Genomic DNA, 24,145 nt, shown 5'->3' with positions numbered 1-24,145 from the left:
GCTACTTTGTACCAGAGCATGTCGAAGTCGACCAGAGACCCCTACCTTCTTCGCGGGCTTGTTTTTCTGCCTCCGCCAATTGCGCTTTGCGTTGTTTGTTTAATGGAAAGTCCAAATACGCGTAAGCAAAACCCTGTTCAACAAGAAGCAAGTTAAAATCCGTGCCGTCTTCAAGCACAATATTACGCAATAACCGTTGATACTTATCAATATTATCCGCTTGTGGATCTTCATCTAACCGAATACGCTTTCCTTCCAGCTTATCCTTTGTAAATTGGCTTGCGATTTTTCCAAAGCATTCAACCCCACGACGTGGGTCAACCGATTCTGGGGTATTTACTCCGAGTAAACGGATTTTTACCGATTCTTCATTATCATCAAATCGAGCTTCTATCGTATCCCCATCAACAACTCTCACGGCGAATGCATTTGTTTCAACAACAGCTTTTGTCGTTGTTGCGATCGGCGTTGGATCCGATTCATATGTCACAGCATCCGTCGCTGTGCCTTTGTATTGTTGCCAAATAACAATGAGAACGGTTGCTATCAATACGCCAAGTTGTTTCATTTGCTTTTTTGTCATGACAACATGATACCATCCCTTTATGAACCAAGATATCCATGCTCAATTATTCGCTGCCGAAATCGGTGATGTGCCCGAGTTAGATATCCATGGCTTGAGTGTCCATATGGCAATAAAAGAACTCGAAGACTTTATCGGACGTGAATCCGGACGAAAAACATCCGCAATACGAGTGATTTGCGGTCATGGAACCGGAGCGCTTTTTACAGGAATAACACATTTTCTTCAAAAACCTCATCCGCTTATTGCAGCGTGGCGCCCTGCTACAGCGTATACAAACTCAACTGGCGCCATTATTGTGATCGCTCTATACTCATAATAACCACACTTTATGAAAAAACTCTCTGTTCTCGTATCATGCGCAACCGTGCTTGCGCTTGCAGGTGCCGGCTGTCGATGGCCAGCGTTTTTATCAATAAAAACTACTGTTGAACCTATTACAACCACGGTAACCGAAACACCTAGAGAAATGCCGCCGACCATTCCTTCTTCTGGGTTTATCGCTCTTTCTGGTGATCAGGAAGGATTTTCTGCTCAAATAAAGCTCATGCGTCTCCCTTGGGATACGTATGGCGAATTTTCGTTTGTTATTGATGGTCAAGCAAAACTCGGCACATTCTCTGCAGAAAAAAACTCCGTCACATCAACCATTCTCACGGCTTATGAAAATAGCGAGAACCTCTTAGGTAAGCTCACTATTTTTTGGCCAATGACAGAGAGTGATACTGCCCAAGCAACCTGGATTGCTGATGCGACCGGTAAACCACAAAACCTTGAACTACAGACGATAACCATGGCGCACCGATGGACCGTAGAAAAAGCGCATGTCACTCATACAGATGCAACAACAAATAACGAAGTCTGTTTTTATCAAAGTGCCTATCCCCTCTTGGTAGAAAGCGAACCAAACGCTCGTGTAATTAATGCAGCTATCGAAAGGGCGTCTGTTGGCTACCTAGACACAACAACAGCAATAAGCTCCATTGAACAACGCGCCTCCGAATATGTCGCAGCCTGCGTAGGAGAAATCCAAGCGCTCGTAAATGAACTAGGCCCAGAAGAGATACCGTCGCTCGCCTATAGCTTAGATGCAGCAGGTTGGGTAACACTAGATACCGAAGACATCATCAGTCTCCGTTTTGATGGCTACGAGTACACCGGTGGCGCTCACGGCAACCCTTCTCTTGCAGGCCTTACAATTGATCCAAAAACAGGCCATACGCTTTTACTCAAGGATATTATTGCACCTGACAAGCTTCAAGCGCTCTTGGCAAAAGAACGCCAGATCCTTCTCTCTGATGAAGAGGGTGGCTATCTCTACGAAGAGACAAATGCACAGTTTAGAGAGTTCTTAGCGCTTCCTACCTATCCTGCTGATAAGCAAGTAGAGCTCTATGGTAATGATTCAAACTTTTATCTCACAGAAAAAGGTATCGTTATCTACCACACCGCCTACGAAATCGCCGCCTATGCCGCCGGTCAATTTGAAACCGAGATTCCGTATAGTGATATGAAAGAAATGATCAGACAAGATGGTCCGCTTGCGAGCTATACTCGCTAACAAAAAAGAAGCTTTAGAGCTTCTTTTTTGTTACTTAAGATGTGTCACGTGTATTTTTTCTTTGAGGATGACGTAACGATAAATATCAAAGAGCGCGATTAAGAAACTTATCGTTAATGGTCCGAGGATAAATCCAAGCGGTCCATAAAAGACAAAACCACCAAGAACCGCAAAGAGTATAAGAAGCGGATGAATATCGGCGCCTTTACCAACCAAGGTAGGACCAAGAAGATTATCGATAACACCAACAGCAAATACACCCCACATACTCAAAATCGTGGCCTGGATAGGCTGTCCGGTAGCAAATAGATAAATTATACCTGGGATCAATACTAAGCTTGTTCCAAGTCCTGGGATCAATGCGCTAAATGCTGCAACAACGCCCCATAATGCAGGTGACGGGACACCCAGCACAGCAAAACCCAAACCTGTCATCGCGCCCTGAATCGAGGCTACGAGCAATTGCCCTTTTACAACAGAATGAATAGCCATCGACATGCGATGAAAAATCACCTGATCATAGTCATCTCTTAGCGGACTTAATTTAATGATCTTATCAGCAAAGCGCCCGCCATCCTTTAGAAGATAGAATGTCGCGATCAACCAAAGAAAAATTCCACCAATGACAGCCACGATACCAGAAAAAATACTCCCAAGTCTTGAACTTACAAAAGCAAGCACCTGCTTAACGGTGTCATTAATATTGAATTGAATACCTGGCAATGCCACCGACGCAAACTCGTTTACCGACTTTTCAAGTTGGGTAAAAAACGTATCTTGCTGAAGACTAATAGCTTTGTACAGACTTGCCGTCTCTTCTGCGACCTGACCACCGATAAGTAACACCGGTACAACGATCATGGTTAATAATACCAAGGTCGTTGTTAGGGCAGCGATATTTTCGTGGCCTTTAAAAAGCTTTAAGGCATTCTTATAAAACTGTGACAACATTACGGACGTTATAGCCGCCATCGCTAATACTTGCGCAAAAGGCGCGTAGACAAAAGCGGCGACGATCATCGCAATAGCGAGCAAGACAAGAAAAAAATTTGTCTGCATTTGTTGAGTTACCATAGTGATATTATATCACACCTAAGATAATTCACGCAGGGTTTTGCGACGATGCTTCATTTCAGGACAGCCCTTTTCAACAAGCTGCCAAAACCGAATACCATGCGAACGATACTTGAGGTGACACAATTCGTGGATCATCAAATACTCCGCTACCTCGAGTGGTAGATCAAGAATTTGATAATGAAACTGCAAAGAACCATCCCCAGAACAACTCCCCCATACTTGTTTATTGCAGCGTATAGAGATCTTTCCATAGGTAAAGTCATAGGATGCATTTAAACGCGGCAAATGCTCGTGAACAAAAGCAAGCGCCTGTTTTTTACGTGCTAAATAATCTTCTCTTGTAGCTTTTGCAAAGAGCCCATGATCCGGTTGATCTTTTTTCGCCAACACTTTGTCCATCCATTCTTGATGACGTTCCAAAAATCCACGCACAAACCCTTCGGTCGCCCATCGTCCAGAGCTCAATTGAAAGACACCTCTCGACAATCGCAAACGCAACGTACGTTGGCCACGACGCTTTGTCCACTCAAATTCTTTACCCTGAAACAACAGGATTTTGCGCTCCAATACCTCTTTTGCCATGCAACTTATTGAAGCCTGCCCGTAAGCGTTTTGGCAAGTCCATTTGCATCAACAAAAACTGCCGTCCATTCAGATAACGACGTCCATTGTCTTGATTTCCAATAACCGAGCTTTATACCGGTTACGTCTCGCGCATAGTCCTCATTTGCACCCTCCTCCTGTGTTAGTCGTGTAGCTACGTCTTGTTCTAAATCATATCCGATGAGAGGCGCTACATCACATCGCGTTTTTGCACATGTTTGCGCCATAAAGACTGCTTTTGTTCCATTACTATTCCATACAGGTATCGAACGCGCTGGATAGGCAGATAGCCGACGAAACGTTTCGTTTTGCAAATCAAGAACATGCGTCATCGCCCGATAACCAGTAATATCACAAGCCTGTTTATTTATTGGGCAACCATTGCGCTCAAAAATCATGATAGCGAAAGCACCATTTTGTACCGTCTGCGTGACATAGGTAAGCTGAGGAATATCTACGTCGATACTTGCATCAACGGTATCAAGGACATGGAACTTTCCATCTGCGCGCTCCAAAACCAAACGATTCAACCCACGACATACCTGAGTGTTTATTCCTGTTTGTGGATGACGAATCACCACAAGCTCTCCTCCGCATTGATGAAGAATCGCCATACTGCCACCACCATGCGTCAGCGCTACACGTTTTACGATTGTATAAACCGCTTGTTGCTCTGCACTCTCTAATATTACCGGTTCTGAAACATCTTCTGTATCTTCGCTGGTAGGTATCGTGATGTTTGTTGATGTAGCGATTAATGGTTCTTCGTTGATGCTCCTGATATTCTGAACAATTTCAAAAATCCAATAACCAGATAGCCCAATAAATACCGTACACACAAGAGCAATCGCAAATTTTAACAAAGGGTGCATATAGCAATAAGTATAACATAAAACGGCACGAATGCCGTTTTATGTAAGTCTTTATTCAACGGATGGATCTACGATGTCGGTGATGCTAGGAACCGTAATCTGACTATTTCCGATATTAATCAAGGTTGAAGTTGGCGGATTATTTACAAGGTTAATACGACTTGCTGCTTTGCTCGTTGCTGCAATTGACTGCAATGGCCACAACTCTGCACGTGCAGCGTCCTTTGTATTAATTGTAATGACATCCACCCTTAACTGATCTGCTTGAAGACGTGCCGCGTCAGTAAGCTCAGCGTCAAGTACAAGTGCCTTACCTTCTAAACTTGCTCGCGAAGCATCCTCGAGTCGTAACGTTATTTTTGCAAGATCGAGACGAGCGCCATCAAATCTAGCTGCGTCTGTAAGGAGTAATTCTAGATCACCTTTGAAGCCTTCGACATCTGCACGCGCAATCCCCGACCCTTTGTACTGCTTGAGTACTGGCATCGTGATCTCTCCCGTTACACGTTGATTGTGACAAAAGAGACAAATCCCTCGTTGTTTAACCGGCGTTTGTGCGATAAACAAAACGCCATCAACCGTAGTAGCTTCTGCATTATCAATTGCCGCTTGAGTACCTTTGAGTTGTACAGAAAAAACCGGACCTTCTTTAATAACAAATGTTCCGTATGATCCAGCGTAGACACGATCAAAATCTTTTAGCTCAAGGTTCTTTGTTACCTGTGGCATATCTTGCGCTGCCTGGATACGATCATTCAACCACGGTGATAGTTGCACACCACAAATCACCCACGTTGTTACAGCTACGATCCAGATTCCAGCAAAAACGGTTCCTAAAAGGATGCTAAATAGATTTCGTCGTAACAATAACGAAATTCCTGCCACGATCCCCACCAATACAGGGATAAAGGTGGAAAAATATCCTGCAACAACACCTACATAATACGCTGGATTACCCGCTAACTCTTGTAATGGCAAGTCTGAAATAATCTGTGGAGACTGAATATTAAAGAGCAATACACCCGCAATAATAGTGATCCCTACAAGTGCCGCAAACGAACTAAGGGTGAAAACAATACCAATAATGGTTGCGACAAAAGGAACGATAAGACGAAACAATGCATTGCCTGCTTTCGCAACGAGTTCAATAATAGCAACTGGTACCGCAGCGATTTTCTTCCATAATGAATCATTAGATTTGATTCGTTCTACCGCCTCTTTGCCTTCGTTGGTCATTGTTTTTGCTTTTTCTTTAATTGCATCTTGCAACTCATTTACATTTACAGGACGGCCTCGCATAGACAATTTTTGAGAAGGCGTAATAGCCTTTGCCATCGCCAACCAAAGAATAAGGTAGAGCAAAATACCGATACCATTAACAAACGCTAAAATGATAAATGCGATTCGTACAAAAACAACATCAACACCGTAATAGGCAGCAATACCTGAACAAACGCCAGCGATGACCATGTCGTCTACATCACGATAGAGTCGCTTTTCTGTAGATTCTTCTGACTTTTGTTCGTTTTGCTCACCTTGTTTTTGCGATTCTGTTGTTGCCTCTTCGTCAATCTCTTCTGCTTTGCCCATGACAGCAATCACTTCTTCAACATCTTGCAAACGAATAACCGTACGCTTCTCTAATTTTTCAGCAAATTTTTCTGAGATACTTGCTTCGATATCAGCAATTAACTCATCAACATTTTCGTCGCTGCTAAAATGTGAACGTAATTTTTCGAGATAAGCATCGAGTGACAAAAAAGCGTCTTCTTCGATATTGTAGACGAGACCACCAATGGTGATAGAAAGGGTTTTTTTCATATAACGTTAATTAAATTTTTTCATTAAGGTATTAATAGAACGATCTAAGGCAGTCCATGTTTCTGAGAGCTGATCTAAGAACTTGCGACCCTGAGGCGTAAGCGAATAATACTTACGAGGAGGACCGTTTTTTGACTCCGACCAGTCATACATGAGAAGACCGGCATTTTTTAATCGACTCAAAAGCGGATAAAGAGTTCCTTCAACCACGATGAGATCAGCTGCTTGCAGCTCTTTTAAAATGTCGCTGGCATACGCTTCTCCTTCTGAAATAACCAAAAGGATACAAAACTCAAGAATACCTTTACGCATCTGAGCTTTCGTATTTGCGACATCAATTGGGGGTTTTGTAGTCATACGTTTTATACATTTGCAAGGGTAACACAAGTTACTATGTTATGCAAGGTACTATACATAAATTTATCCCAATAGAAAAGCCCGCCAGATCAGCGGGCTCATACCAATGTTGATGATTCATCAAAATTTCAATCGTTCTTGTATAGGGATCCAGCCTTCGGGATATGTGCCGGCGAGGGTAATCCCATGCTCAGACAAGACTCTCTCTGTATCTCTCAGAGTAGATCGCATACTGCTATTTAGCCTCAGGATTTTACCGGGGTTCAGTATCATGAGGTCTCCAGCCAAGACATGCCTACGCCAATCATTAGCGATATTGCTATTGAGCTTACAGTCAAAGTGACACTGCTGAAATTCACGATGAACAACACCGTCTAGAAAGCGCTTTGACAAACCCAGCTCGTGCACCGTCTTTCTCAAGTATCTTGGCTGTTGAAGATGGAACAAATCCCAGCTACGCTCAGCAGAAGACATGCGTACTTTGTCATACGTGGCCGTAAACTCGTCCAAGAAACCATCCAAAAGATCTAGGAGCTCTTCTGATGGATTTCCTTTGGCGAGGATTTCTAACACGTTTCGCAATCGAGCAAAGGTTTTCGCTCTTCTTGACTCGTCAGGGTCTTGCCCTTCTTTGGCCTCAATATCCGCTTTGGCTGTACGTCCCATGTCTTTCTCTCCCGAAAAGGTACCTAAGCGGTATACATTTCATTATACTTTTTGTCAATGTTTATAAGGCAAACCAACGATAGGTCATCCACTTTGACAATTACGCGAAAAATCCTTATCCTTTGCCCACAAACTCCCCTCTTCCGGGATCGTCTAATGGTAGGACACCGGCCTTTGAAGCCGTTTATCTTGGTTCGAATCCAAGTCCCGGAGCCACGTAAAAGCCTCAGCGAAAAGCGGGGCTTTTTGCTTTTGGCTCACGTGGCGGGGCCATGTATTGCTGCTATACTAATTTTATGAAGCTTTATCCCATCGATATTCTCGTACCCTTCGGGCCATTTTTGAGACGCATTGAGAACCAACCTGTATTCCATCAATGGAAATCTCTTATATTTCATGTCATCCCCTTTACCTTTTTTATCTACTGGTTGTGTTCGTTAATACCGTATATCGGCACGCTTGCGTATACGCTCGTACTCATCCCACTAAGCGCACTACGTCATATCCAAGTAAAACAGATCAAATCAAAAGAAGATCGTGCGCTTACCTATCTTTGGTACTTTACCGTCATTGCTATCGGTTTTGGAGGTCTGTGGAGCTTTATTGGACATACCGTCTTAGCGGATTCTGTCGCTCAACAAATCGGCTGGGCTACGGGTAGCCCGTTTCAAACGGAGCTGGCTTTTTATACATTGGGCTCTGGTATCGCAGGCCTTCTAGCTATTTGGCTCAAGAAGCAAATGATTGCAGCGACCGTGATCACAAAATCGATCTTTTTATACGGCGCTGGCTATGTACATCTCGTAGAGGCAATCGTTCACAAAAACTATTCACCGCTAAATATTGGAGCTCCGCTTATTGGTGATATCGTTTTGCCTACGATTTATTTAACATTGATATTTATGACTGTTAAAAGTAAAGCTAAGACTGTAGAAAATAGCTAGCATAAAAAGAACCGAAAATTATTTATGCAAATCACTAAAACAGACTATCTAGAATATACCTATTGCAAAAAGAACCTTTGGCTCAAAAAGCATAAGCCAGAACTTTTTGATGGTGTAGAAATATCTGAATTTGAACAGAAGATTATTGACGAAGGAAACCTCGCTGATGAAGCCGCGCGTATCCTCTTTCCTGACGGCGTCTTAATAGAATCGACAGGTCAAAATGCTATTTCTGATACACAAATAGCATTAGACAAGAAAACAGAGACACTTTTTCAAGCCACCTTTCAAGATGATGTTTTTTATCTACGTGCAGATATTTTGCGTTACAATCAAGTATTAAATGGCTGGGAGCTCTACGAAGTCAAAGCGTCAAATGATGTAAAGCGCAAAGTCCCCTATCACTATGTGAACGATCTCGCCTTTCAAAAATCCATTATCGAAAAGTGCGGACTCCCTGTCGTAAAAGCGAGCGTTATTCATCTTAATGGTGAATATCGTAAACACGGTGAGCTCAATGTAGACGAGCTCTTTGTCTTTGCCGATCTCACAGAAGAGGTCGTTGAGGCTCAAGCATCCGTACAGCAACAAATGCAAGACATTAAAACCTATCTTTCAATGGAAGAAGAAAAAAAGGCTGTGAATGCCTCTATCGTGGCGCAAATGACCAATGTACGACGTTTCGCTATTCTAACCCTGACGTGCCAGAATATTCTGTTCACAATATCAATCGCATTGGTGGTAGCAAAAAACTTTTTTATGATTGGATTGACCGAGGGATCTACTCCTTAGACCAAATCGATAATCCAGAGGCGCTTACAGGAGCAAAGCTCGCACAATACCAAGCCTATCAAAAGGCTCCGCTATTATCGATCGCTTAAAGATCCGAGAGGAGCTTGAAACACTTACCTTTCCTCTACAGTTTTTGATTATGAAGGCTACTCCGGCGCTATCCCACGTTTTGATGGATTTGGCGCTTATGAACAAATCCCTTTTCAATACTCGCTCCATATTCTCACTGCAGACGGCGAATTGACCCATAAAGAGTTTATCATCACCGAACCAGCCAAAGACCTCACAAAGCCCTTTATCGAGCAAATGAAACAAGACCTAGATCCAAAAGGTACGGTAATCTCTTGGTATAAAAGCTACGAATCCCAACGCAATCAAAAACTCGCAGAACTCCACCCTGAATACGAAGATTTTTTTAGAGAGATAAATAACAAGATGTTTGATTTGATGGAAATCTTTAGCAAGGGTTATTACGTTGATCCTGCCTTCAAGGGCTCTGCTAGCATCAAAAAAGTCTTGCCGGTTATTGTACCTGAACTTTCTTATGCCGAAATGAATATTTCAAAAGGCGATCAAGCGAGCGAGCGTTGGGAAAAAATGATCGCAAAAGATACGACTCCGGCTGAAAAGGAGAAAATTAAACAAGATCTACTAGCTTACTGTAAGTTAGATACGTTAGCGATGGTGAAGATTTATAAGGTGTTGAAGGGGTTGTAGCTTTGGAAAAAGATCAGTTATTTGATGAGCTTGTCATAACCAACATTAAATTCATTATTATTGTTTTTATTAAACAAAGGTAGTCCAATCAAGCTATATTTTTTATTTTCAATCTTAAGCACATTCTTCTCAGAGTACTTTTCTGTAATTTCTTTTAAGAATAGATTTTTCCATTCATCTTTTTTGTAGTAGGTTATCTCCTTTAGGTTCAACAAAAACTTGATAATGTAAGTTTGTTTTATCTTTTAGGAATAGAATAAAGTCAGGCTGAAAACCTTGTCCTGTATTAAAGTCAAAGATTTTATACTGTTCTTCGTTTCTTAAAAGATACACTTCTCTGTATTTGTTTTGTAAATTGATAATTGTATCTTTAATAAATTCAATCAATCCTTTTTCTTCGCTCGTGCCATAAAACTGGTCTACTACATACCAATCTTCATATTTCAATTCATCTTCCAGTCTTTGGCTGTGTTCATCTCTTTTAACATTTTTACGCACCTCCTCACTAAAGAAGTGAGCCAAACTGTATGCTTCAAATTCTGTACCTTTATGCAGATTAATATGTTGTTTAAGCTCTGCAAATATCATATCCAAAGCTTTCAGGAGTATTTCCAGTTTTTCTTTGTTTGTAATTTCATCAAAGCTAGATTTTACCGTTACTAATTTAATTTTAAGGTCTCCGATTAACTTTGTTCTAAAATCTTCCATTGATTCAATATCAATTTCTTGTTGCAAAGATTCAAATCTCAAAAGAGAGCTTTGCTTCTTTGATTTTATATTTACCGCTTTATCAAAGATATGTTTTTCAAATTCCTTGATTGCCTTAGTAATAGTTATTTTATTTACATCATTAATGTTTAATCTTTCTGTATCAGAATCTTCTTTATCAAAATCAATTTCCTGCTCTCTGATTCCAAGACTTTCTAAATCAAATTTAAGCTCTAGATTGTCTTTCAAATAATCTACAGTCTTTTGCTTTCTTTCAGGATTTTCAATCTGCTCATTCTTCCAAATTTTTACATTCTTAAAGAACGGACTTTCTGCAAAATCTCGTTTAATATTGAATTTCTTTTCAATTCTTCCGTCATCAATCAAACCTTTTTTCTTCAATTCTCGCTTTAGCTCATCAATGTATCTATGGTCGGAATCACTATGATAGTAAAGCTCTTCAAGTACTCGCATTTCATTATTTAGCAGATTATCAAACTTTCTTTTGTTCTTTATTTTGTCTTTATATTGAAATGGATAATATCGTACACCTCGTCCAATCAACTGAATCTCAGAAACAGTAGCCTTTCCTGCTTTTCTATTTCCTTTACTATCTTCTCTTTCATCTCGTCCTGAATAGAGCCGTACAATGTCAAAAAGATTCAAAACATCCCAACCCTCAGTCAGTCTATTAACCGTAAAGATTGCTCGTATTTGATTATCTTTATCCTCAAGATTGTTTAGAAGCTTGTCTGTATCTTCATCAATATTTTCCTTTGTTTTTGCCTTGTTTGTTTTAGAGTTTGTAATAATACAGTTTCGCTCTGCAAAGTTATCTTTCAAGAAGGTAACTATTTCAGACTTATTTACTCCTTCATTTTTAATAAACTTTATTAAATCCAAAACCCTTGATTTACCTTGTTCATATGCGTCTTCGCCTTGAGTAAATCTATCCTCAATATTTTTTAGAAAATCAAAATCAGCTACTTTAAGATTTTTTACCATAACCAAAAACTCTTCAAAGTCAGTCTTTGATTCTTCAATAGTTTTACTTCTAAAAAGAATTACCGGTTTCCAGTTTGATAAGTCATTTTTAAGAGCGATTTTGTGTCTATACCAGCTAAAGAGTAGAGCTTGTAGTATACGCTCTCTTTTCTCTAGAGTAGAAGAGAGCAGGTTAATTTCTTTAGGTATATCCAGCAGATAAAAACTCTTTTAATCCAAATTTATAAATAGTTTTATCAGCATATTTATCTACTACTTTTTGAATTTCAGGAATAGTAGCAGTAAATTCTAGAAGTACATTTTATTTTCTTCTTTTTTTTGCCATTCTTGTTCAGAAGTAACTCAATAACTGTATGCTCCCAACCTTTCTTTTCAATTTCTACTTCACTTGCTTGTCATTAAGCTCTATATGTAAATCTAATTCTCCTTGAAGCTTCTTTGTGTCTGTATTCAAGTGATGAGCTTCGTCAGCGAGCATTACAATATCTTTCTTTGTCAAGTCGTCTAGCAATACCTGATTTTCTTTTTGAATATGAATATCGTTATAAAGCTGTTGAATTGTAGTAAGTTTTATTTCAATTCCTTCATTACTCTTTGAAAAAGTTTCAACCTTCTTGATATTAATAGTTTCATCATTTATTACAATTTTATCTGCAAAGAGATACTTATTATGATTACTATCAATAAAGTTATTTTCAGTCTTGTAGATAATGTTTTTTTGATTTACAAAGAAGATAAACTTTCTGTAGCCTTTCTTGTAATAATGCAAAATACAGCTAGCCATTACGAGTGTCTTACCTGTACCTGTTGCCATATTGAACATCAAGTGAGTAGGTTCGTTAGGATTTTCTATTTCTTTTATAGCTTCATAAGTAAGAAGGTTTTCAAAAGCATTCTTTTGCCAATCAAAAATGGATACTTTAAATTTCCTGATATATATTCAGGAATTTCAGGAAAAGGAATCCTTAATTTATATGCCTTTTCTCCAATTTCTTCATATAGTTTCTTTGGTTCTGCCATACTATTTTTTTGCTATAAAAAGCTTTTGTTAATTTCTGGTCTTCCGTACTTATTCCATATTTCTTGTCAGTCATTTCACTTTCATTTACATACATCTGATTCAAATCAAGCATAGTCAAAAACATCTTCTTTTGCTGTGCAAGAGTAAGTTTTTTAAATTCTTCTTCCTTAATTATTTTTCTTTTGAAGTCTTTGATTTTGACATTGTAATTAAGGAAATATTTTTCATATAAAGTATCAAAGAGTTTTACAAGAGCAGGTAAATCTTTTGCGTTTTGAATTTCTTCTTTTTTGCTTTTTCATTCCATTTTGCAAGCTCAAAGTAGATAAAGTCATCCTTTGATTTACTTCTTTTTAGTACTTCTTTAATTCTAGGAGCTGTGACTGTTTGGATATAATCCATTTGCTCAATCAAAATGAATTTTCTATTTCCTTTGTCCTCTTCGTTAAGATTTAAAACTGCGTGTCCTGTTGTACCTGAGCCAGCGTGATAGTCTAAAACTATAGCTTCTTTATCATCTTGGACAACCGCATAAATTGCGTCATAAACATTCCATAGAGACTTAGGAAACTGAAATTTGATTCAGGTACTAAATCTTTTTACAAGCTTTGTACCATATTCATTTGCGTCATATCGCTTATCAATCCAAACTGTTTTTATATTGTCCAAAATCTTTTCCAATTTGAATATCATAAACACCGTCTTTTTTTCTGTAACAGCAAGTAAATCTTTAATTTCTTCAACGCTTTGTCTTGCGTATCGCCATTTTCTTTCTACTCCTTCTTTGTCTACTGGATATACTTCAACAAAATCTCCGTTATGTACATTTATTTTTTGGATGAAACTTGTCATTACAAACATCTCCAAATCAATAACTTGTTTTGTGCACTTATCTACTAAGATTGAATAAAAAATAATTTTTTAGCAGTATGCCTCTCAGATTCTCCACCCCAATTTCTTAAGTTAGAAAAAGAAATATCTTCATCCTATCTTACGATTTTTAATAGTTTTTGTTCCTTTAGGAAAATGAAGAAGCATAAGGCGTATTCACTCGTATATGAGAAATTAGTACCTTTGTACACCTCTTGGATTATGAACAATTGTTACACAATGATTTTCATATCCTTTAAACATTCATCAATTAATACTCCTAGATATGCTTGCTCGTTTTCATCAATAGCAATAATCATAGCTCCGTCATTTGTTTAAATCCTGAGCTACTTCTATTCTATTTTTTTTTCATAAAAGTAAGCCAAGTAGAGTGATTGAAATTGTTGTTGTATGTAAAAAGTATTATTGCTACTTGGAGGATTATACGGAGGGTCAATGTAGATAAGTTTTATCTTTCCAGCAAATTCAGATTTTAAACTATGTAGGCAAGTAGATTGTTACCTTTAATAATCAGATTCTCTTGTATTAAACCTGTTTTATCTCGCTTTATTTCCTTTACTGCTTCGCCGTCTTTCTTGCTGTCTTTGGTAAATCGTTTCCAGTTTACAAGAGCTTTTTATCAAAAAGTCTGTCTATTTCATCGTGAGCAAGTACTTGATTGAAAAATATTTCATTTCTTTTTCCGTTTTTTTCTTCGTATTTTCCAGTTTTCTCAGAGCGTTCAAAATAAGTATCCGTACCTTCTTCAGTGCTTTGTCCTCCTTCCAAGACACAATCCTTGAAAGGAAAATCTAATACAACATCACTTACATTTTCCAACAGTCCACTCTTGTCAGCAAGTCCAATTTTGTTTGCGTACTGCGTATATGAGTTATCAACCTTACTTTCATCTAAAAAGAATTTAAAATCTTGAATATTGAAAACATAAACATCTTTGATTTTCGTAAAGAATTTGTTTTTCAAATCTTTGTTATCAGCAAGGAGAGAGATAAGTTTCTCATCAATCTTATCAGCAGAATCTTTTATCTTTATATAGTTTAACTCCTTGGATTCATGATCAAGATAAGAAGGCTCGAGCATTAGAGTCTCTTCTAAGAGGGATTTTAGATTATTCATAGTATTTGATATGACATCATCTACGCTAGTCTAACGGCACCACACCCTGTCGTCAAAATTGAAAACAACTCTTGAATACTATAAGTTTTTTTTATGAGTAGGCACTTGGACACCGGCCTTTGAAGCCGTTTATCTTGGTTCGAATCCAAGTCCTGAGCCACGTAAAATCCCTCGCATACGCGAGGGATTTTTCTTATGCTATCCTTCGGCAATGAACACCCGTTTCCACAATACCTACTTCGCTCTACGTCACGGTGAAAGCGTTTCGAATCGCGCTGGACTCATTCAAAGTGATCTTGAGCAAGGTCAACACGAATCTCTGGGACTAACTTCTTTAGGCAAAGAACAGGTACTCGCTTCTATTGTCGAGGCTCAAATAGCTAATCTTCTTGATCGCTCTACCCTTATCCTTTCTTCGCCATATACACGTTGTTAGAAACAGCTCAGATCGTCAAAGAGAACAAATCAAGGCAATTAATCCGATACAATTTGACGATCGCTTACGCGAACGTGATTTTGGAGAGCTTAACGATCAACCAATACAATCCTATCAAGAAGTATGGGACGCTGATAAAGCGGGCTCGGCTCACCCTGATCACGGCATAGAAAGTGCCACCATGGTATTACACCGTGTTATGTCGCTCATCCATGATGAACTCGAAAAACGCTACCAAGGCCGTACTTTTTCATACTCGTCTCTCACGGTGACCCACTTCATATCTTGCAAGCCGGTATCCTCCAAAAACCTGCTCATCTTCACCAAGAGCTTCCACCACTCAAAAATGGTGAATTAAGAAAACTCTGATGCTTTACCCTCCCCTGCGCTTATTATTTTTTCAACCGTGCGCAATTGCTTGAGCGGCCTTTTGGTCGCTTTTGCTTTGGCTTTTTCGTAGACATCCAATTCAATAGAATGAGCACGCTCTACTTCGTCAAAACAAACACTCCACTCTTCTCTAGTGACTCTCGATACGTTGCACGAATGGCAAGCATTATTGCTAAACGTTCTTGTGGTTCAAAAGGCAAACGCAAAAGTCTTTGCCAATACGGGATAAGTGATTCTACAAGATCAAGCGCAAACATCTGATGATCTTGCCACCAACGATAGGCGGCCATGATCGCTTCATGGTCACGTGGTTGGATAAACTCTTGATATGAAATTTCGCTATGAGACTTTTTATCAGCAACAAACCCACGTGTCATCGGGATACCACGCGTCATCCAACGCGAAACATACGGACCTAAAATTTCTTCACCTTTGGTCGATAAAATAGACTGGCGCAAAGCGCCGTCTTCAAACGTAAATTCTCCTAGAAAAATTTGATCAGTTCCAAAAATTAATACGGTCATACATTTGGCTCACGTCCTGTTGCGGTAATCTTGCCATCCTTGCTTATCTCGAGAAATTCTTGTGCTGAGGCAGGTAAATGGTCTTTAAGAGCTTTTCTCGTCTTTGGAAATTTACCGTTCCCCCTTCTAATACCTGTATTTTTTCTATAGTTGTTACTAGCTCTGGGTTTTTGATACTACCAATAAATTTCGATATTCATATTAACGTCGAATATAGCGCCCGACGGCAATCCATGACACGAGCGCGGTTAATAATGATAATCCTCCTACCTCTAATAAGACGAGGAGCGGCCATTGAGTAACAAAGAAACTTCGTAAACCTGTTTCGCCTTCGAACACTTCTTGAAGACGTGGTTCGATAATATCAAAACCCAGCCACATAACGCCCGCAGCTAATGCAGCGGCAAATAAAACGAGCCAAACCGCCTCAAGAACAAATGGAAAGCGAATATATGATGATGATGCTCCCACGAGTCGCATAATCGCGATTTCTTCTCGATGTGTATAAATAGCAACACGAACAGCGTTAAACGCCGCTAGCAGGCCAAAAAGCGCAAATACGGCGACAAGCGCAGACGTAAAGAGTCGCACGCTTTGACCAATGGATTGAATTCTGGCGATCGCCTCTTCATGGTCGTCGTATGATGAGGATTTTACATAGCTCGCGTATTGGGGATTTTTTCGCTGCCTCAAGTAAAAAGCATACTCCTCTGGCTTTTTTGCCTTCATGATTATTTGAGCTCCAATAGGGTTGGTACCGAGCTCATTTAATGCGTCCGTAATCTTGATATTGTTTTTGTTTCGCTCTTTAAAGGCAGCCAGCGCCTCTTCTGACGTAACCATACTCACTCTATCCGTTTGTGGGAGTGAGGCGATATAAAAACGCGCTTGGTTTAATACCGCTTCTGGCGTATCTGGTTGAAAGGTTAGTGTGACATCGATGCGTTCTTCGAGAAGCGTGACCATGCGTCCAACAAGGGCATTTGCGCCAAGCAAGGTATTAACCGATAAGAACGCCATCATGAACACAATAATCGTCGCAAGACCAATCCAAAGATTGCGGATGACATGCGTCCACGATGCTTTGAAAATTCTCCAGGCCATGCGCATAATAAAGGGCGTTTCGTTAAGGGTTAGTGTGAAAGAGTATATTTACCATGCTCGTGATCGGAGGCAACTTGCCCATCTTTGAGCGTAATCACGCGACGACGAAGCGCATTTACCACTTCACGATTATGCGTCACGAGTACAACCGTTGTACCAAAGGCATTGATCTTTACAAGCAAATTCATGATTTCTTGCGTATTGAGCGTATCGAGATTACCCGTTGGCTCATCAGCAAGTAAAACCTTTGGACGATGAACGAGTGCACGTGCAATCACGATGCGTTGTTGTTCACCACCTGAGAGCTGATTTGGATATCGATGCGCTTTTTCGTCGAGACCGACAATGCGTAATACGCTCGGCACAATGTCTTTAATATGTTTAGACGGTGCTCCAGCAACCTCAAGAGCAAAAGCGACATTTTCGTAGACGGTACGTTTTGGGAGCAATTTATAGTCTTGAAAAATCACCCCAATCTGTCGACGTAATTGTGGAATCTCATGCGAGCGAATACGCGTAATATCCCAGCCGCCGATGAGGATCTTACCACCAGTAGGCCGCTCTTCTGCCATCAATAATTTCGCGAGCGTTGTTTTACCAGCACCGCTTTGACCTACAATGGAGACAAACTCGCCTGGTTTGATATGCAAAGAGACCTCTTGGAGGCCAACGGAGTTACGTGGATACATTTTTGAGACACGCTCCAATACAATCATAACCTCATCATACCATAGGATGACAAGAACTGTCCCCAGCCTTATACTCACGGCATGAATCCGCTTTTCTTTGTCTTACTTGGCCTCTTTCTTGCCGCGCTTACCATCGCTTCTTGGGCAGTAGAAAAAACAAAGTGGCTCTATCTTGTTATCTTTATAGCCTTACCGATTTCTGCTTTTGATTATTGGCTGCATATTCCTGACATTGCCTGGACTTCGATGGCAAAACTTTGCACGATTTTACTTTGTGCGATTTGGCTATGGTTGATTCGTTTTACGAACTGGTTTCAACACAAAACAATTGTAAACGTAAGTTACGCATTGCTCCTGCTAAATATCGGAGAAGTTTCTCTTATCGATGCATATGGTGGATTTTGGTTTAATGCTCTCGCTGGTCTCTTTTTGCTTATTGCTATCCCTTCGACTCGCAATATTCAACTCAAACCAGACGAAACAAAAACACTAAACTTTACCTGGGATATCCCATGGCTATGGCTTGCGAGTTATACGCTATGGAACTGGACATTTATTGTAAACTTTTTTCCACAATCTATCTTTACGCAGGCCGCTGTTTTATTGGCGCCTATTCTAATCGGGCTCGTACACGGTCGTGAACATTGGATCAAAGGCCGCATTCACAGTCTCTCGCTATATCTTATGGCAGTATTCACCTGGCTTCCTGCTTTTGCTTATCTTGATGTATCGCCACATTTTATTGAACCAAAACTCGCGTTATGGATTAACGCGAGTTCAATGGTCTTGGGGTTCTTGGCTATGCTTGGACGCTTTTGGCCACAGCTTCGTGCAAACCATCCTCAAACATCGTCGGGATCACGCGCTCGCTCGTAGGTTCGGCAATAAATCCTGCGATCGCTTCAGCGGCACGCACCTTAATTTCATCCGTCACTTTAATAACATTGCTATCCAACATCCCTCTAAAGAGCCCTGGATAACAAAGCGCGTTATTAACTTGATTAGCAAAGTCACTTCGTCCTGTCGCCACTACGAGAGCGCCAGCGGCTTTTGCTTCTTCTGGCATAATCTCAGGCACGGGATTGGCTAATGCAAAAACAATCGCTTTTGGCTTCATAAGCTGAATCATCTCTGTAGTAAAAGCCCCTGCTGCAGAAACACCAATCAAAACATCCGCACCACCAACGATTTCAAGGAGCGTACCTCTATGCTTTTGACGATTGGTAAATGATGCGATTTCAGTTTTTTCGCTATTCATATTATCGCGTCCCTCAACGATCGCCCCAGTACGATCGCACATCACGAGATCTGTAACGCCAGCTTTGGTAAGTAAGCGCGCGATCGCAATACCAGCAGCACCCGCGCCATTCATTACCACGCGAATATCCTCAATCTTTTTGTCTGCTACTTTAAGCGCATTGAATAGACCAGCTAATACAACAATTGCCGTACCGTGTTGATCATCATGCATCACCGGGATAGATAATCGTTCTGAAAGCTCGCGCTCCACCTCAAAACATGCAGGTGCAGCAATATCTTCAAGTTGAATCGCGCCAAAAGAGAGCGAGATAGCCTCAACTGCTTCGATGATTTTTTTCGGGTCTGTTGTATTTAATACGATAGGTACAGCATCAATACCAGAAAAACGCTTAAAGATGGCTGACTTACCTTCTAAAATTGGCAATGCCGCCTCTGGGCCAATATTACCAAAGCCGAGCACAGCTGTTCCGTCAGATACGATAGCAACGGTGTTCTGTCTCCAAGTATAATCTTTTACAAGACTTGGATCTGCGGCAATCGCTTTTGCTACAGCGCCAACGCCCGGAGAATAAACTAATGTTAAATCCTCTAAAGACTGAATATCGTAGGTTGGTTGAATACGGATCTTTCCGCGTAGTTTTTTGTGCAAATCTAAGGCTTTTTGTGCAATATCCATAGATAGGCAATGTACTCTTGCAACAAGAGGCTCGCAACCCTCAACTTGTGGACGATAATAGCTAACTGCGCTACTGTTTAGACATATGAATCAAGAACTCCAATTATTCGTACGCGAGTCCCTCGCAAAAGATCAGTCACGTGAAGCTATCGCCGAAGCTCTAAAAAAAGGCGGTTGGCCACAAGACGAAATTGATTCTGCTCTTGCAGCCTACGCAGACGTCGCTTTTCCGGTCGCTGTACCAAAGCGCAAACCGTACCTCTCGGCTAAAGAAGCGTTTCTTTACCTTGTGCTTTTCATGACGCTCTATATTAGCGCTATCTCACTCGGTACGATTCTATTTCAATTTATTAATCGTGCATTTCCTGATGCTATTTATAGCTATGGGTATGACGGTACAGCGAGCATTATTCGCGGCGCCTTGTCAGCAATGATTATCGCCTTTCCAGTATTCTTGGGCGTATCCTCTGTCCTTCGCAAAGCTATCCTTAAGAATCCAGAAAAGCGCAGCTCAAAGATTCGCAAATGGCTCACCTATGTCACACTCTTTGGTGCAACAACGACCATCATCGTAGATTTGATCACCATTCTTACGAGCTTATTGGGTGGCGAACTTACGGCACGCTTCTTCTTAAAAGCCTTGACCGTACTCGTTATCGCTGGTTCCATTTTTGGTTATTACCTTTGGGATCTTCGCTCTGAAGAAAAAGAAGTTGATTAATCCACGTCCCTTTCATCTATGAAACTTACGCCTTATCGTATCGCCGCCATTAGTTCGACTGCCGTCGTTGTTATTGTTGCTATCGCGTCACTTTTCTTGATTGACTCGCCAGCAACTGAACGCATGCGACGCGCCGATGGCCGTCGATTATCAGACCTGCAATCTCTTTCTTATGGTATGGACTCCTTTGTCTTAAAAAACAAACAGCAATTACCTGACTCGCTAGAAGCGCTTATTCTTGATCGTGATCTTGGCTACCTTGAGAACCAAATCAAAGACCCAGAGACGCAAACAACCTACGAATACAAAAAAATAGACGAAAAAAGCTATGAGCTCTGCGCGAACTTTGCTCTTAGCAACAAACTAGACAATAACAAGACTCAAAGCTACGACTACCGCGCCTATGGTCCAGCCTGGGACCATGATGCCGGCAGACAATGCTTTACCCTCAACGTTCGTGACCCGGGTGCTGATCTAGAAAAACTTGATTTCTAACCATGACGACCGTAGCGATTCAGCTTCCATTTGATGACGCGATGCAATTGTATCGCGCCACTTTGGCGCAATTTTATCGCGAGCAAGCACGTCGCGATCGACTTGGATTAGAACGACTCGTCTATCTTCCATCGCTCATGTCTTTTGAACAAATCCTTCGTCTCACGTCGGAGCAAGTCCAAACTATCACGCATGAAATCGAACATGAGCTCTGGGAGCATGCCTGGGGTGAATTTTCAGAAGAATGGGCCTGGCATCGCGCGGAACAAGAGGTACAATCAACACTCGGTACGGCCGCAACAACGTTAACAAAAGATGAGCTCGAGACACTGATCGAAAAACGCGTCGAACAACAATTTGAGCGCTATGTCTCAGAAATTGATTTTGACTCGCGCAAAGAAGACGAAGTAAAAAAATCATCATAAAAACACCCCTGCAATCGCAGGGGTGTTTTTATGATATACTGCGCACATGAAACGCGGTAAGCACCTTTCAACAAGACCTTGGATACTCTCTGTAAATATGGGCTATGGCCATGAGAGAGCTGCTTATGGACTAAAAGAACTCGCCCACGAAGATATTGTTACCGCCAATAGCTATCCAGGCATGCCTCAAAGCGATAAAAAGCTCTGGAATCGTACACGCCGTATTTACGAACGTGTATCACGCTTAAAGAGCCTCCCTATTATTGGTAAATATATTTTTGCTACGATGGATGCCTTTCAACGTATTGATCCTTTTTATCCACGTAGAGATCTTTCAGAGCCAACGCTGCAATTGCGCGAAGTCTATAGACAGATCAGAAATGAAAAGCTTTGTAAGCACCTCATAGAAAAACTTTCCAAAGATCCACGACCACTTATAAGTACATTTTTCTTGCCTGCGTATGCCGCAGAAGAATTTGATTATCCCGGTGATATTTATATTGTTTGTTGTGATGCTGATATCGCTCGTGCTTGGGCGCCACTCGATCCACGAAAAAGTCGTATCAAATACTTTGCGCCAACGGGTCGCGTTGTTGAGCGTCTTCAGCTTTATGGCGTACCACGCGAACGTATTATTTTAACGGGCTTTCCGTTACCACCATCACTCATTCATGATCTTGAAGCAACGCAATTACGCGAAGATCTTTTTGGGCGACTTGAGCGACTTGATCCAAAAGGTGTCTTTCATCGTTTTAACGAAAGAGATATGGAGGATATTTTTCATGATCAAAAACATCCACACAATATCGACCACCCATTTACGATCACCTATTCAGTTGGTGGAGCTGGCGCACAACAAGAAACACTTATCGGTTTATTAACCGCCCTAAAACGACCGTTACTTGAAGGCAAGGTTCGTCTCGCGGTAGAAGCTGGCACTCACCGAAAACTCGCCAAAGAAATAGAAGAAGAGGTGTCTCGTCTTGACCTAACGCAAGCAATAGACAAAACGCTCTTCATTTTTTCGCATACAACACGCGCCGCTTATTTTGAAGGGTTTGCAAAACGTTTACGTAATAGTGACGTCCTTTGGACAAAGCCAAGCGAGCTCTCGTTTTATACAGGACTAGGTCTACCGATTATCATGAACGAACCTCTAGGATCACAAGAGCATTTTAACCGTCATTGGCTTGAATCCATTGGCTCAGGTGCGCGCGCAGAAGAAACAGCCTATGCCTGGGAATGGTTACAAGACTGGAGAAATAATGGCTATCTCGCCACCATGGCATGGCGCGGATTTAATGTTGCACCAACACACGGGACATTCCGTATTGCCAATCACCTACAAGAAACAAAAACGGATATTTCTTCGCTCCCTTTTATCGTGTAGCAAACAACATTTCTGGATGAGTGATGAGCTGGTTTAAGCTCAAGATATCTGCTTCACCCTCAATACCTGGTATGGTAAATTTCATGATTACTCCCGTAACGATCAGTAGAAGAAAAAATCCGCTGACAAAAAACTTAAAGGTTTCATCGCTATCTAAAAGAGCATCCCCGTAATGCGTAATAACGAGGGTATACACAAGCAAAATAATGCCAGCAATAAAGCCTGCAAGTAACATAATTATCTCAACCTATACCACGAAGCGGTCTTTTAGACAAGATACTTACCCTCCGAAAAAATCAGCTCCCCGTCCGCAAAAACCCTATCAACAAGCGGAAAAAGATCTACATGAAACTTTGTTTTATGTGTTGTGATCCCCTCTTTTTTATAAACACTATGCTTTTCTCCGAGTGAAAAATGCATGCCGAGAATACGTTCAAATGCCGTGATATCTTGGAGATAGCGCTCACGAGTAATGGCTCGATTTAGACCAAAACCAATTTCTCGAATCAAAGGACGCTCGTATTCTTTGATCGTGTTCACGATTTTTGCAAAAGATTCAGGCGCGTCTTCTTGCCAACCTACAATCAAGCCATCTTTTACATCAACACGAAACGGCGTATGCATGTCTACCGAAAATTGCTCGCCAGCATACGCGTAGACCATAAACGAACCATTCATTTTTGAAAAATCTTTTGCCTCGGTAAATACTTCGCCGATCGGAAATGTGCCACCGATATTTTCCATCCCCGTATAATCACCGATATTTAATTTTGGTGACTCAACACCACCCGTTACAACCATCTCAACATCACCTGATTGAATCCGTAACTCCTGTGTCTGCTCAAGCTTTGCTTTTAGCTTTGGACCAATATCGCGATACCAAGACATGTCATACTCAAGAGCGTTTACATACACATCCCAAACATCTTCGGTATTACGATACAGATGCATATGCTCAATAACCTTTAACCCTTTTTGAAAAAGGTGCAGACGGATACGAAAGGCATCAAGCAAAAAGTTTGAAGACTGTAAAAGCACGACAAGATCGCTCGGCTGCATGGAGTCAAATGCTTCAATCACCTCTTCTTTACTTACGGCTTCAAAATCTACAAAACGAGCTTTCGGCAATGCTTCACGATATGCCGCTAAAAGAATCTCCGTTAAACCATAATTCGTATCATAAACAACAAGCGCCTTTTCTGTAGGCTGTTTCTGTATGGCATGCGTTAAAATATCCTTGATATTCTTGGTGGCAATCTGCACGAGCTCTTGATTCATGTCCGTGAGACTAGCCTTAAAAG

Annotated in this window: 27 protein-coding genes, 1 tRNA gene and 2 pseudogenes; 13 read left to right on the top strand and 17 right to left on the bottom strand. The window is 40.9% G+C overall.

Annotation, left to right across the window (positions count from 1 at the left end):
• Position 1: 1 nt before the first annotated feature.
• Positions 2 to 583, bottom strand: coding sequence for a thermonuclease family protein (locus H6759_01605; GenBank protein USN52747.1), 582 nt, complete (start codon positions 581 to 583; stop codon positions 2 to 4).
• A 22-nt stretch (positions 584 to 605) separates the two neighbouring features.
• Here H6759_01605 and H6759_01600 point away from each other — a divergent pair, with 22 nt between their 5' ends.
• Positions 606 to 902, top strand: coding sequence for a Smr/MutS family protein (locus H6759_01600; GenBank protein ID USN52746.1), 297 nt, complete (start codon positions 606 to 608; stop codon positions 900 to 902).
• Positions 903 to 914: 12 nt separating this feature from the next.
• Positions 915 to 2,144: a DUF3298 and DUF4163 domain-containing protein gene (locus H6759_01595; GenBank protein USN52745.1), complete on the top strand. Its 1,230-nt coding sequence runs from the start codon at positions 915 to 917 to the stop codon at positions 2,142 to 2,144.
• Between the two features lie 30 nt (positions 2,145 to 2,174).
• Here H6759_01595 and H6759_01590 read toward each other — a convergent pair whose 3' ends face one another.
• The 6 genes from H6759_01590 to H6759_01565 form a co-directional block, all read right to left on the bottom strand.
• Positions 2,175 to 3,218, bottom strand: coding sequence for an AI-2E family transporter (locus tag H6759_01590; protein ID USN52744.1), 1,044 nt, complete (start codon positions 3,216 to 3,218; stop codon positions 2,175 to 2,177).
• 18 nt (positions 3,219 to 3,236) lie between these two features.
• Positions 3,237 to 3,803: a M48 family metallopeptidase gene (locus tag H6759_01585; protein ID USN52743.1), complete on the bottom strand. Its 567-nt coding sequence runs from the start codon at positions 3,801 to 3,803 to the stop codon at positions 3,237 to 3,239.
• 5 nt (positions 3,804 to 3,808) lie between these two features.
• A complete protein-coding gene (locus H6759_01580; GenBank protein USN52742.1) occupies positions 3,809 to 4,696 on the bottom strand; it encodes a hypothetical protein in 888 nt (295 codons plus the stop codon).
• A gap of 51 nt (positions 4,697 to 4,747) precedes the next feature.
• Positions 4,748 to 6,517, bottom strand: coding sequence for a PspC domain-containing protein (locus H6759_01575; protein USN52741.1), 1,770 nt, complete (start codon positions 6,515 to 6,517; stop codon positions 4,748 to 4,750).
• Positions 6,518 to 6,523: 6 nt separating this feature from the next.
• Entirely contained in the window at positions 6,524 to 6,856 is a 333-nt protein-coding gene (locus H6759_01570; protein USN53025.1) for a PadR family transcriptional regulator, read from the bottom strand.
• Positions 6,857 to 6,994: 138 nt separating this feature from the next.
• Complete coding sequence (locus H6759_01565; protein ID USN52740.1) at positions 6,995 to 7,540, bottom strand: hypothetical protein; 546 nt, start codon at positions 7,538 to 7,540, stop codon at positions 6,995 to 6,997.
• 142 nt (positions 7,541 to 7,682) lie between these two features.
• On the opposite strand from H6759_01565, the gene H6759_01560 reads away from it, so the two are divergent.
• The 4 genes from H6759_01560 (at position 7,683) to H6759_01545 (ending at position 9,993) form a co-directional block, all read left to right on the top strand.
• Positions 7,683 to 7,756: transfer RNA gene (locus H6759_01560), tRNA-Gln, on the top strand.
• A gap of 80 nt (positions 7,757 to 7,836) precedes the next feature.
• Positions 7,837 to 8,484 carry a hypothetical protein gene (locus tag H6759_01555; GenBank protein ID USN52739.1) on the top strand — a complete coding sequence of 216 codons (648 nt, stop codon included), beginning with the start codon at positions 7,837 to 7,839 and terminating at the stop codon, positions 8,482 to 8,484.
• Between the two features lie 24 nt (positions 8,485 to 8,508).
• On the top strand, positions 8,509 to 9,276 hold the full coding sequence (locus tag H6759_01550; GenBank protein ID USN52738.1) for a hypothetical protein: 768 nt from the start codon (positions 8,509 to 8,511) through the stop codon (positions 9,274 to 9,276).
• 159 nt (positions 9,277 to 9,435) lie between these two features.
• On the top strand, positions 9,436 to 9,993 hold the full coding sequence (locus tag H6759_01545) for a DUF2779 domain-containing protein (GenBank protein USN53024.1): 558 nt from the start codon (positions 9,436 to 9,438) through the stop codon (positions 9,991 to 9,993).
• A gap of 17 nt (positions 9,994 to 10,010) precedes the next feature.
• Here H6759_01545 and H6759_01540 read toward each other — a convergent pair.
• The 4 genes and pseudogenes from H6759_01540 to H6759_01525 all read right to left on the bottom strand — a co-directional run bounded on the left by H6759_01540 (position 10,011) and on the right by H6759_01525 (position 14,734).
• Positions 10,011 to 12,726 (bottom strand): annotated as a pseudogene (locus H6759_01540) (DEAD/DEAH box helicase family protein).
• A 247-nt stretch (positions 12,727 to 12,973) separates the two neighbouring features.
• Entirely contained in the window at positions 12,974 to 13,309 is a 336-nt protein-coding gene (locus H6759_01535) for a hypothetical protein (GenBank protein ID USN53023.1), read from the bottom strand.
• The gene (locus H6759_01530; protein USN52737.1) at positions 13,310 to 13,579 is read right to left on the bottom strand and encodes a hypothetical protein; all 270 of its coding nucleotides are present in this window, start codon (positions 13,577 to 13,579) and stop codon (positions 13,310 to 13,312) included.
• Between the two features lie 251 nt (positions 13,580 to 13,830).
• Positions 13,831 to 14,734, bottom strand: a pseudogene (locus H6759_01525) (site-specific DNA-methyltransferase).
• Positions 14,735 to 14,945: 211 nt separating this feature from the next.
• On the opposite strand from H6759_01525, the gene H6759_01520 reads away from it, so the two are divergent.
• Positions 14,946 to 15,170: a hypothetical protein gene (locus H6759_01520; protein ID USN52736.1), complete on the top strand. Its 225-nt coding sequence runs from the start codon at positions 14,946 to 14,948 to the stop codon at positions 15,168 to 15,170.
• Positions 15,124 to 15,528 (top strand): histidine phosphatase family protein, encoded by a 405-nt coding sequence (locus H6759_01515; GenBank protein ID USN52735.1) that lies wholly within the window; start codon positions 15,124 to 15,126, stop codon positions 15,526 to 15,528. Before H6759_01520 ends, H6759_01515 begins: the two co-directional genes overlap by 47 nt.
• A gap of 130 nt (positions 15,529 to 15,658) precedes the next feature.
• Here the strand turns inward: H6759_01515 and H6759_01510 are convergent, their stop codons facing one another.
• The 3 genes from H6759_01510 to ftsE all read right to left on the bottom strand — a co-directional run bounded on the left by H6759_01510 (position 15,659) and on the right by ftsE (position 17,904).
• On the bottom strand, positions 15,659 to 16,084 hold the full coding sequence (locus tag H6759_01510; GenBank protein ID USN52734.1) for a hypothetical protein: 426 nt from the start codon (positions 16,082 to 16,084) through the stop codon (positions 15,659 to 15,661).
• A gap of 201 nt (positions 16,085 to 16,285) precedes the next feature.
• Positions 16,286 to 17,188: an FtsX-like permease family protein gene (locus tag H6759_01505; protein USN52733.1), complete on the bottom strand. Its 903-nt coding sequence runs from the start codon at positions 17,186 to 17,188 to the stop codon at positions 16,286 to 16,288.
• 29 nt (positions 17,189 to 17,217) lie between these two features.
• A complete protein-coding gene (ftsE, locus tag H6759_01500) occupies positions 17,218 to 17,904 on the bottom strand; it encodes a cell division ATP-binding protein FtsE (GenBank protein ID USN52732.1) in 687 nt (228 codons plus the stop codon).
• A 54-nt stretch (positions 17,905 to 17,958) separates the two neighbouring features.
• On the opposite strand from ftsE, the gene H6759_01495 reads away from it, so the two are divergent.
• Positions 17,959 to 18,753: a hypothetical protein gene (locus H6759_01495; GenBank protein ID USN52731.1), complete on the top strand. Its 795-nt coding sequence runs from the start codon at positions 17,959 to 17,961 to the stop codon at positions 18,751 to 18,753.
• Here H6759_01495 and H6759_01490 read toward each other — a convergent pair.
• Complete coding sequence (locus tag H6759_01490; protein USN52730.1) at positions 18,677 to 19,813, bottom strand: NADP-dependent malic enzyme; 1,137 nt, start codon at positions 19,811 to 19,813, stop codon at positions 18,677 to 18,679. The two genes, H6759_01495 and H6759_01490, sit on opposite strands and share 77 nt — an antisense overlap.
• An 85-nt stretch (positions 19,814 to 19,898) precedes the next feature.
• Between H6759_01490 and H6759_01485 the strand changes: the two genes are divergently transcribed.
• From H6759_01485 to H6759_01470, 4 genes are read left to right on the top strand one after another with little or no spacing between them, the layout of a single operon-like run.
• Positions 19,899 to 20,534, top strand: a complete 636-nt coding sequence (locus H6759_01485; GenBank protein USN52729.1) for a hypothetical protein — start codon at positions 19,899 to 19,901, stop codon at positions 20,532 to 20,534.
• Between the two features lie 18 nt (positions 20,535 to 20,552).
• A complete protein-coding gene (locus tag H6759_01480) occupies positions 20,553 to 21,029 on the top strand; it encodes a hypothetical protein (protein ID USN52728.1) in 477 nt (158 codons plus the stop codon).
• 2 nt (positions 21,030 to 21,031) lie between these two features.
• The gene (locus H6759_01475; GenBank protein ID USN52727.1) at positions 21,032 to 21,454 is read left to right on the top strand and encodes a hypothetical protein; all 423 of its coding nucleotides are present in this window, start codon (positions 21,032 to 21,034) and stop codon (positions 21,452 to 21,454) included.
• A 46-nt stretch (positions 21,455 to 21,500) separates the two neighbouring features.
• Positions 21,501 to 22,844 (top strand): hypothetical protein, encoded by a 1,344-nt coding sequence (locus H6759_01470; protein USN52726.1) that lies wholly within the window; start codon positions 21,501 to 21,503, stop codon positions 22,842 to 22,844.
• Here the strand turns inward: H6759_01470 and H6759_01465 are convergent.
• Positions 22,834 to 23,079 (bottom strand): hypothetical protein, encoded by a 246-nt coding sequence (locus H6759_01465; GenBank protein ID USN52725.1) that lies wholly within the window; start codon positions 23,077 to 23,079, stop codon positions 22,834 to 22,836. The two genes, H6759_01470 and H6759_01465, sit on opposite strands and share 11 nt — an antisense overlap.
• A 32-nt stretch (positions 23,080 to 23,111) precedes the next feature.
• Complete coding sequence (locus tag H6759_01460; protein USN52724.1) at positions 23,112 to 24,122, bottom strand: hypothetical protein; 1,011 nt, start codon at positions 24,120 to 24,122, stop codon at positions 23,112 to 23,114.
• Positions 24,123 to 24,145: the final 23 nt, after the last annotated feature.

The organism is Candidatus Nomurabacteria bacterium (genome assembly GCA_023898425.1).
In the GTDB taxonomy this organism is placed as follows: Bacteria; Patescibacteriota; Patescibacteriia; order 2-12-FULL-60-25; family 2-12-FULL-60-25; genus HK-STAS-PATE-2.
The sequence above is the reverse complement of the archived record's forward strand: the minus strand, read 5'-3'. Positions and strand labels throughout refer to the sequence as shown.

Bases quoted from the DNA above. Each gene is read 5' to 3' on its own strand.
- H6759_01605 (USN52747.1), bottom strand. From the start codon at position 583: ATGACAAAAAAGCAAATGAAACAACTTGGCGTATTGATAGCAACCGTT.
- H6759_01600 (USN52746.1), top strand. From the start codon at position 606: ATGAACCAAGATATCCATGCTCAATTATTCGCTGCCGAAATCGGTGAT.
- H6759_01595 (USN52745.1), top strand. From the start codon at position 915: ATGAAAAAACTCTCTGTTCTCGTATCATGCGCAACCGTGCTTGCGCTT.
- H6759_01590 (USN52744.1), bottom strand. From the start codon at position 3,218: ATGGTAACTCAACAAATGCAGACAAATTTTTTTCTTGTCTTGCTCGCT.
- H6759_01585 (USN52743.1), bottom strand. From the start codon at position 3,803: ATGGCAAAAGAGGTATTGGAGCGCAAAATCCTGTTGTTTCAGGGTAAA.
- H6759_01580 (USN52742.1), bottom strand. From the start codon at position 4,696: ATGCACCCTTTGTTAAAATTTGCGATTGCTCTTGTGTGTACGGTATTT.
- H6759_01575 (USN52741.1), bottom strand. From the start codon at position 6,517: ATGAAAAAAACCCTTTCTATCACCATTGGTGGTCTCGTCTACAATATC.
- H6759_01565 (USN52740.1), bottom strand. From the start codon at position 7,540: ATGGGACGTACAGCCAAAGCGGATATTGAGGCCAAAGAAGGGCAAGAC.
- H6759_01555 (USN52739.1), top strand. From the start codon at position 7,837: ATGAAGCTTTATCCCATCGATATTCTCGTACCCTTCGGGCCATTTTTG.
- H6759_01550 (USN52738.1), top strand. From the start codon at position 8,509: ATGCAAATCACTAAAACAGACTATCTAGAATATACCTATTGCAAAAAG.
- H6759_01530 (USN52737.1), bottom strand. From the start codon at position 13,579: ATGACAAGTTTCATCCAAAAAATAAATGTACATAACGGAGATTTTGTT.
- H6759_01520 (USN52736.1), top strand. From the start codon at position 14,946: ATGAACACCCGTTTCCACAATACCTACTTCGCTCTACGTCACGGTGAA.
- H6759_01510 (USN52734.1), bottom strand. From the start codon at position 16,084: ATGACCGTATTAATTTTTGGAACTGATCAAATTTTTCTAGGAGAATTT.
- H6759_01505 (USN52733.1), bottom strand. From the start codon at position 17,188: ATGGCCTGGAGAATTTTCAAAGCATCGTGGACGCATGTCATCCGCAAT.
- ftsE (USN52732.1), bottom strand. From the start codon at position 17,904: ATGATTGTATTGGAGCGTGTCTCAAAAATGTATCCACGTAACTCCGTT.
- H6759_01495 (USN52731.1), top strand. From the start codon at position 17,959: ATGAATCCGCTTTTCTTTGTCTTACTTGGCCTCTTTCTTGCCGCGCTT.
- H6759_01490 (USN52730.1), bottom strand. From the start codon at position 19,813: ATGGATATTGCACAAAAAGCCTTAGATTTGCACAAAAAACTACGCGGA.
- H6759_01485 (USN52729.1), top strand. From the start codon at position 19,899: ATGAATCAAGAACTCCAATTATTCGTACGCGAGTCCCTCGCAAAAGAT.
- H6759_01480 (USN52728.1), top strand. From the start codon at position 20,553: ATGAAACTTACGCCTTATCGTATCGCCGCCATTAGTTCGACTGCCGTC.
- H6759_01475 (USN52727.1), top strand. From the start codon at position 21,032: ATGACGACCGTAGCGATTCAGCTTCCATTTGATGACGCGATGCAATTG.
- H6759_01470 (USN52726.1), top strand. From the start codon at position 21,501: ATGAAACGCGGTAAGCACCTTTCAACAAGACCTTGGATACTCTCTGTA.
- H6759_01465 (USN52725.1), bottom strand. From the start codon at position 23,079: ATGTTACTTGCAGGCTTTATTGCTGGCATTATTTTGCTTGTGTATACC.
- H6759_01460 (USN52724.1), bottom strand. From the start codon at position 24,122: ATGAATCAAGAGCTCGTGCAGATTGCCACCAAGAATATCAAGGATATT.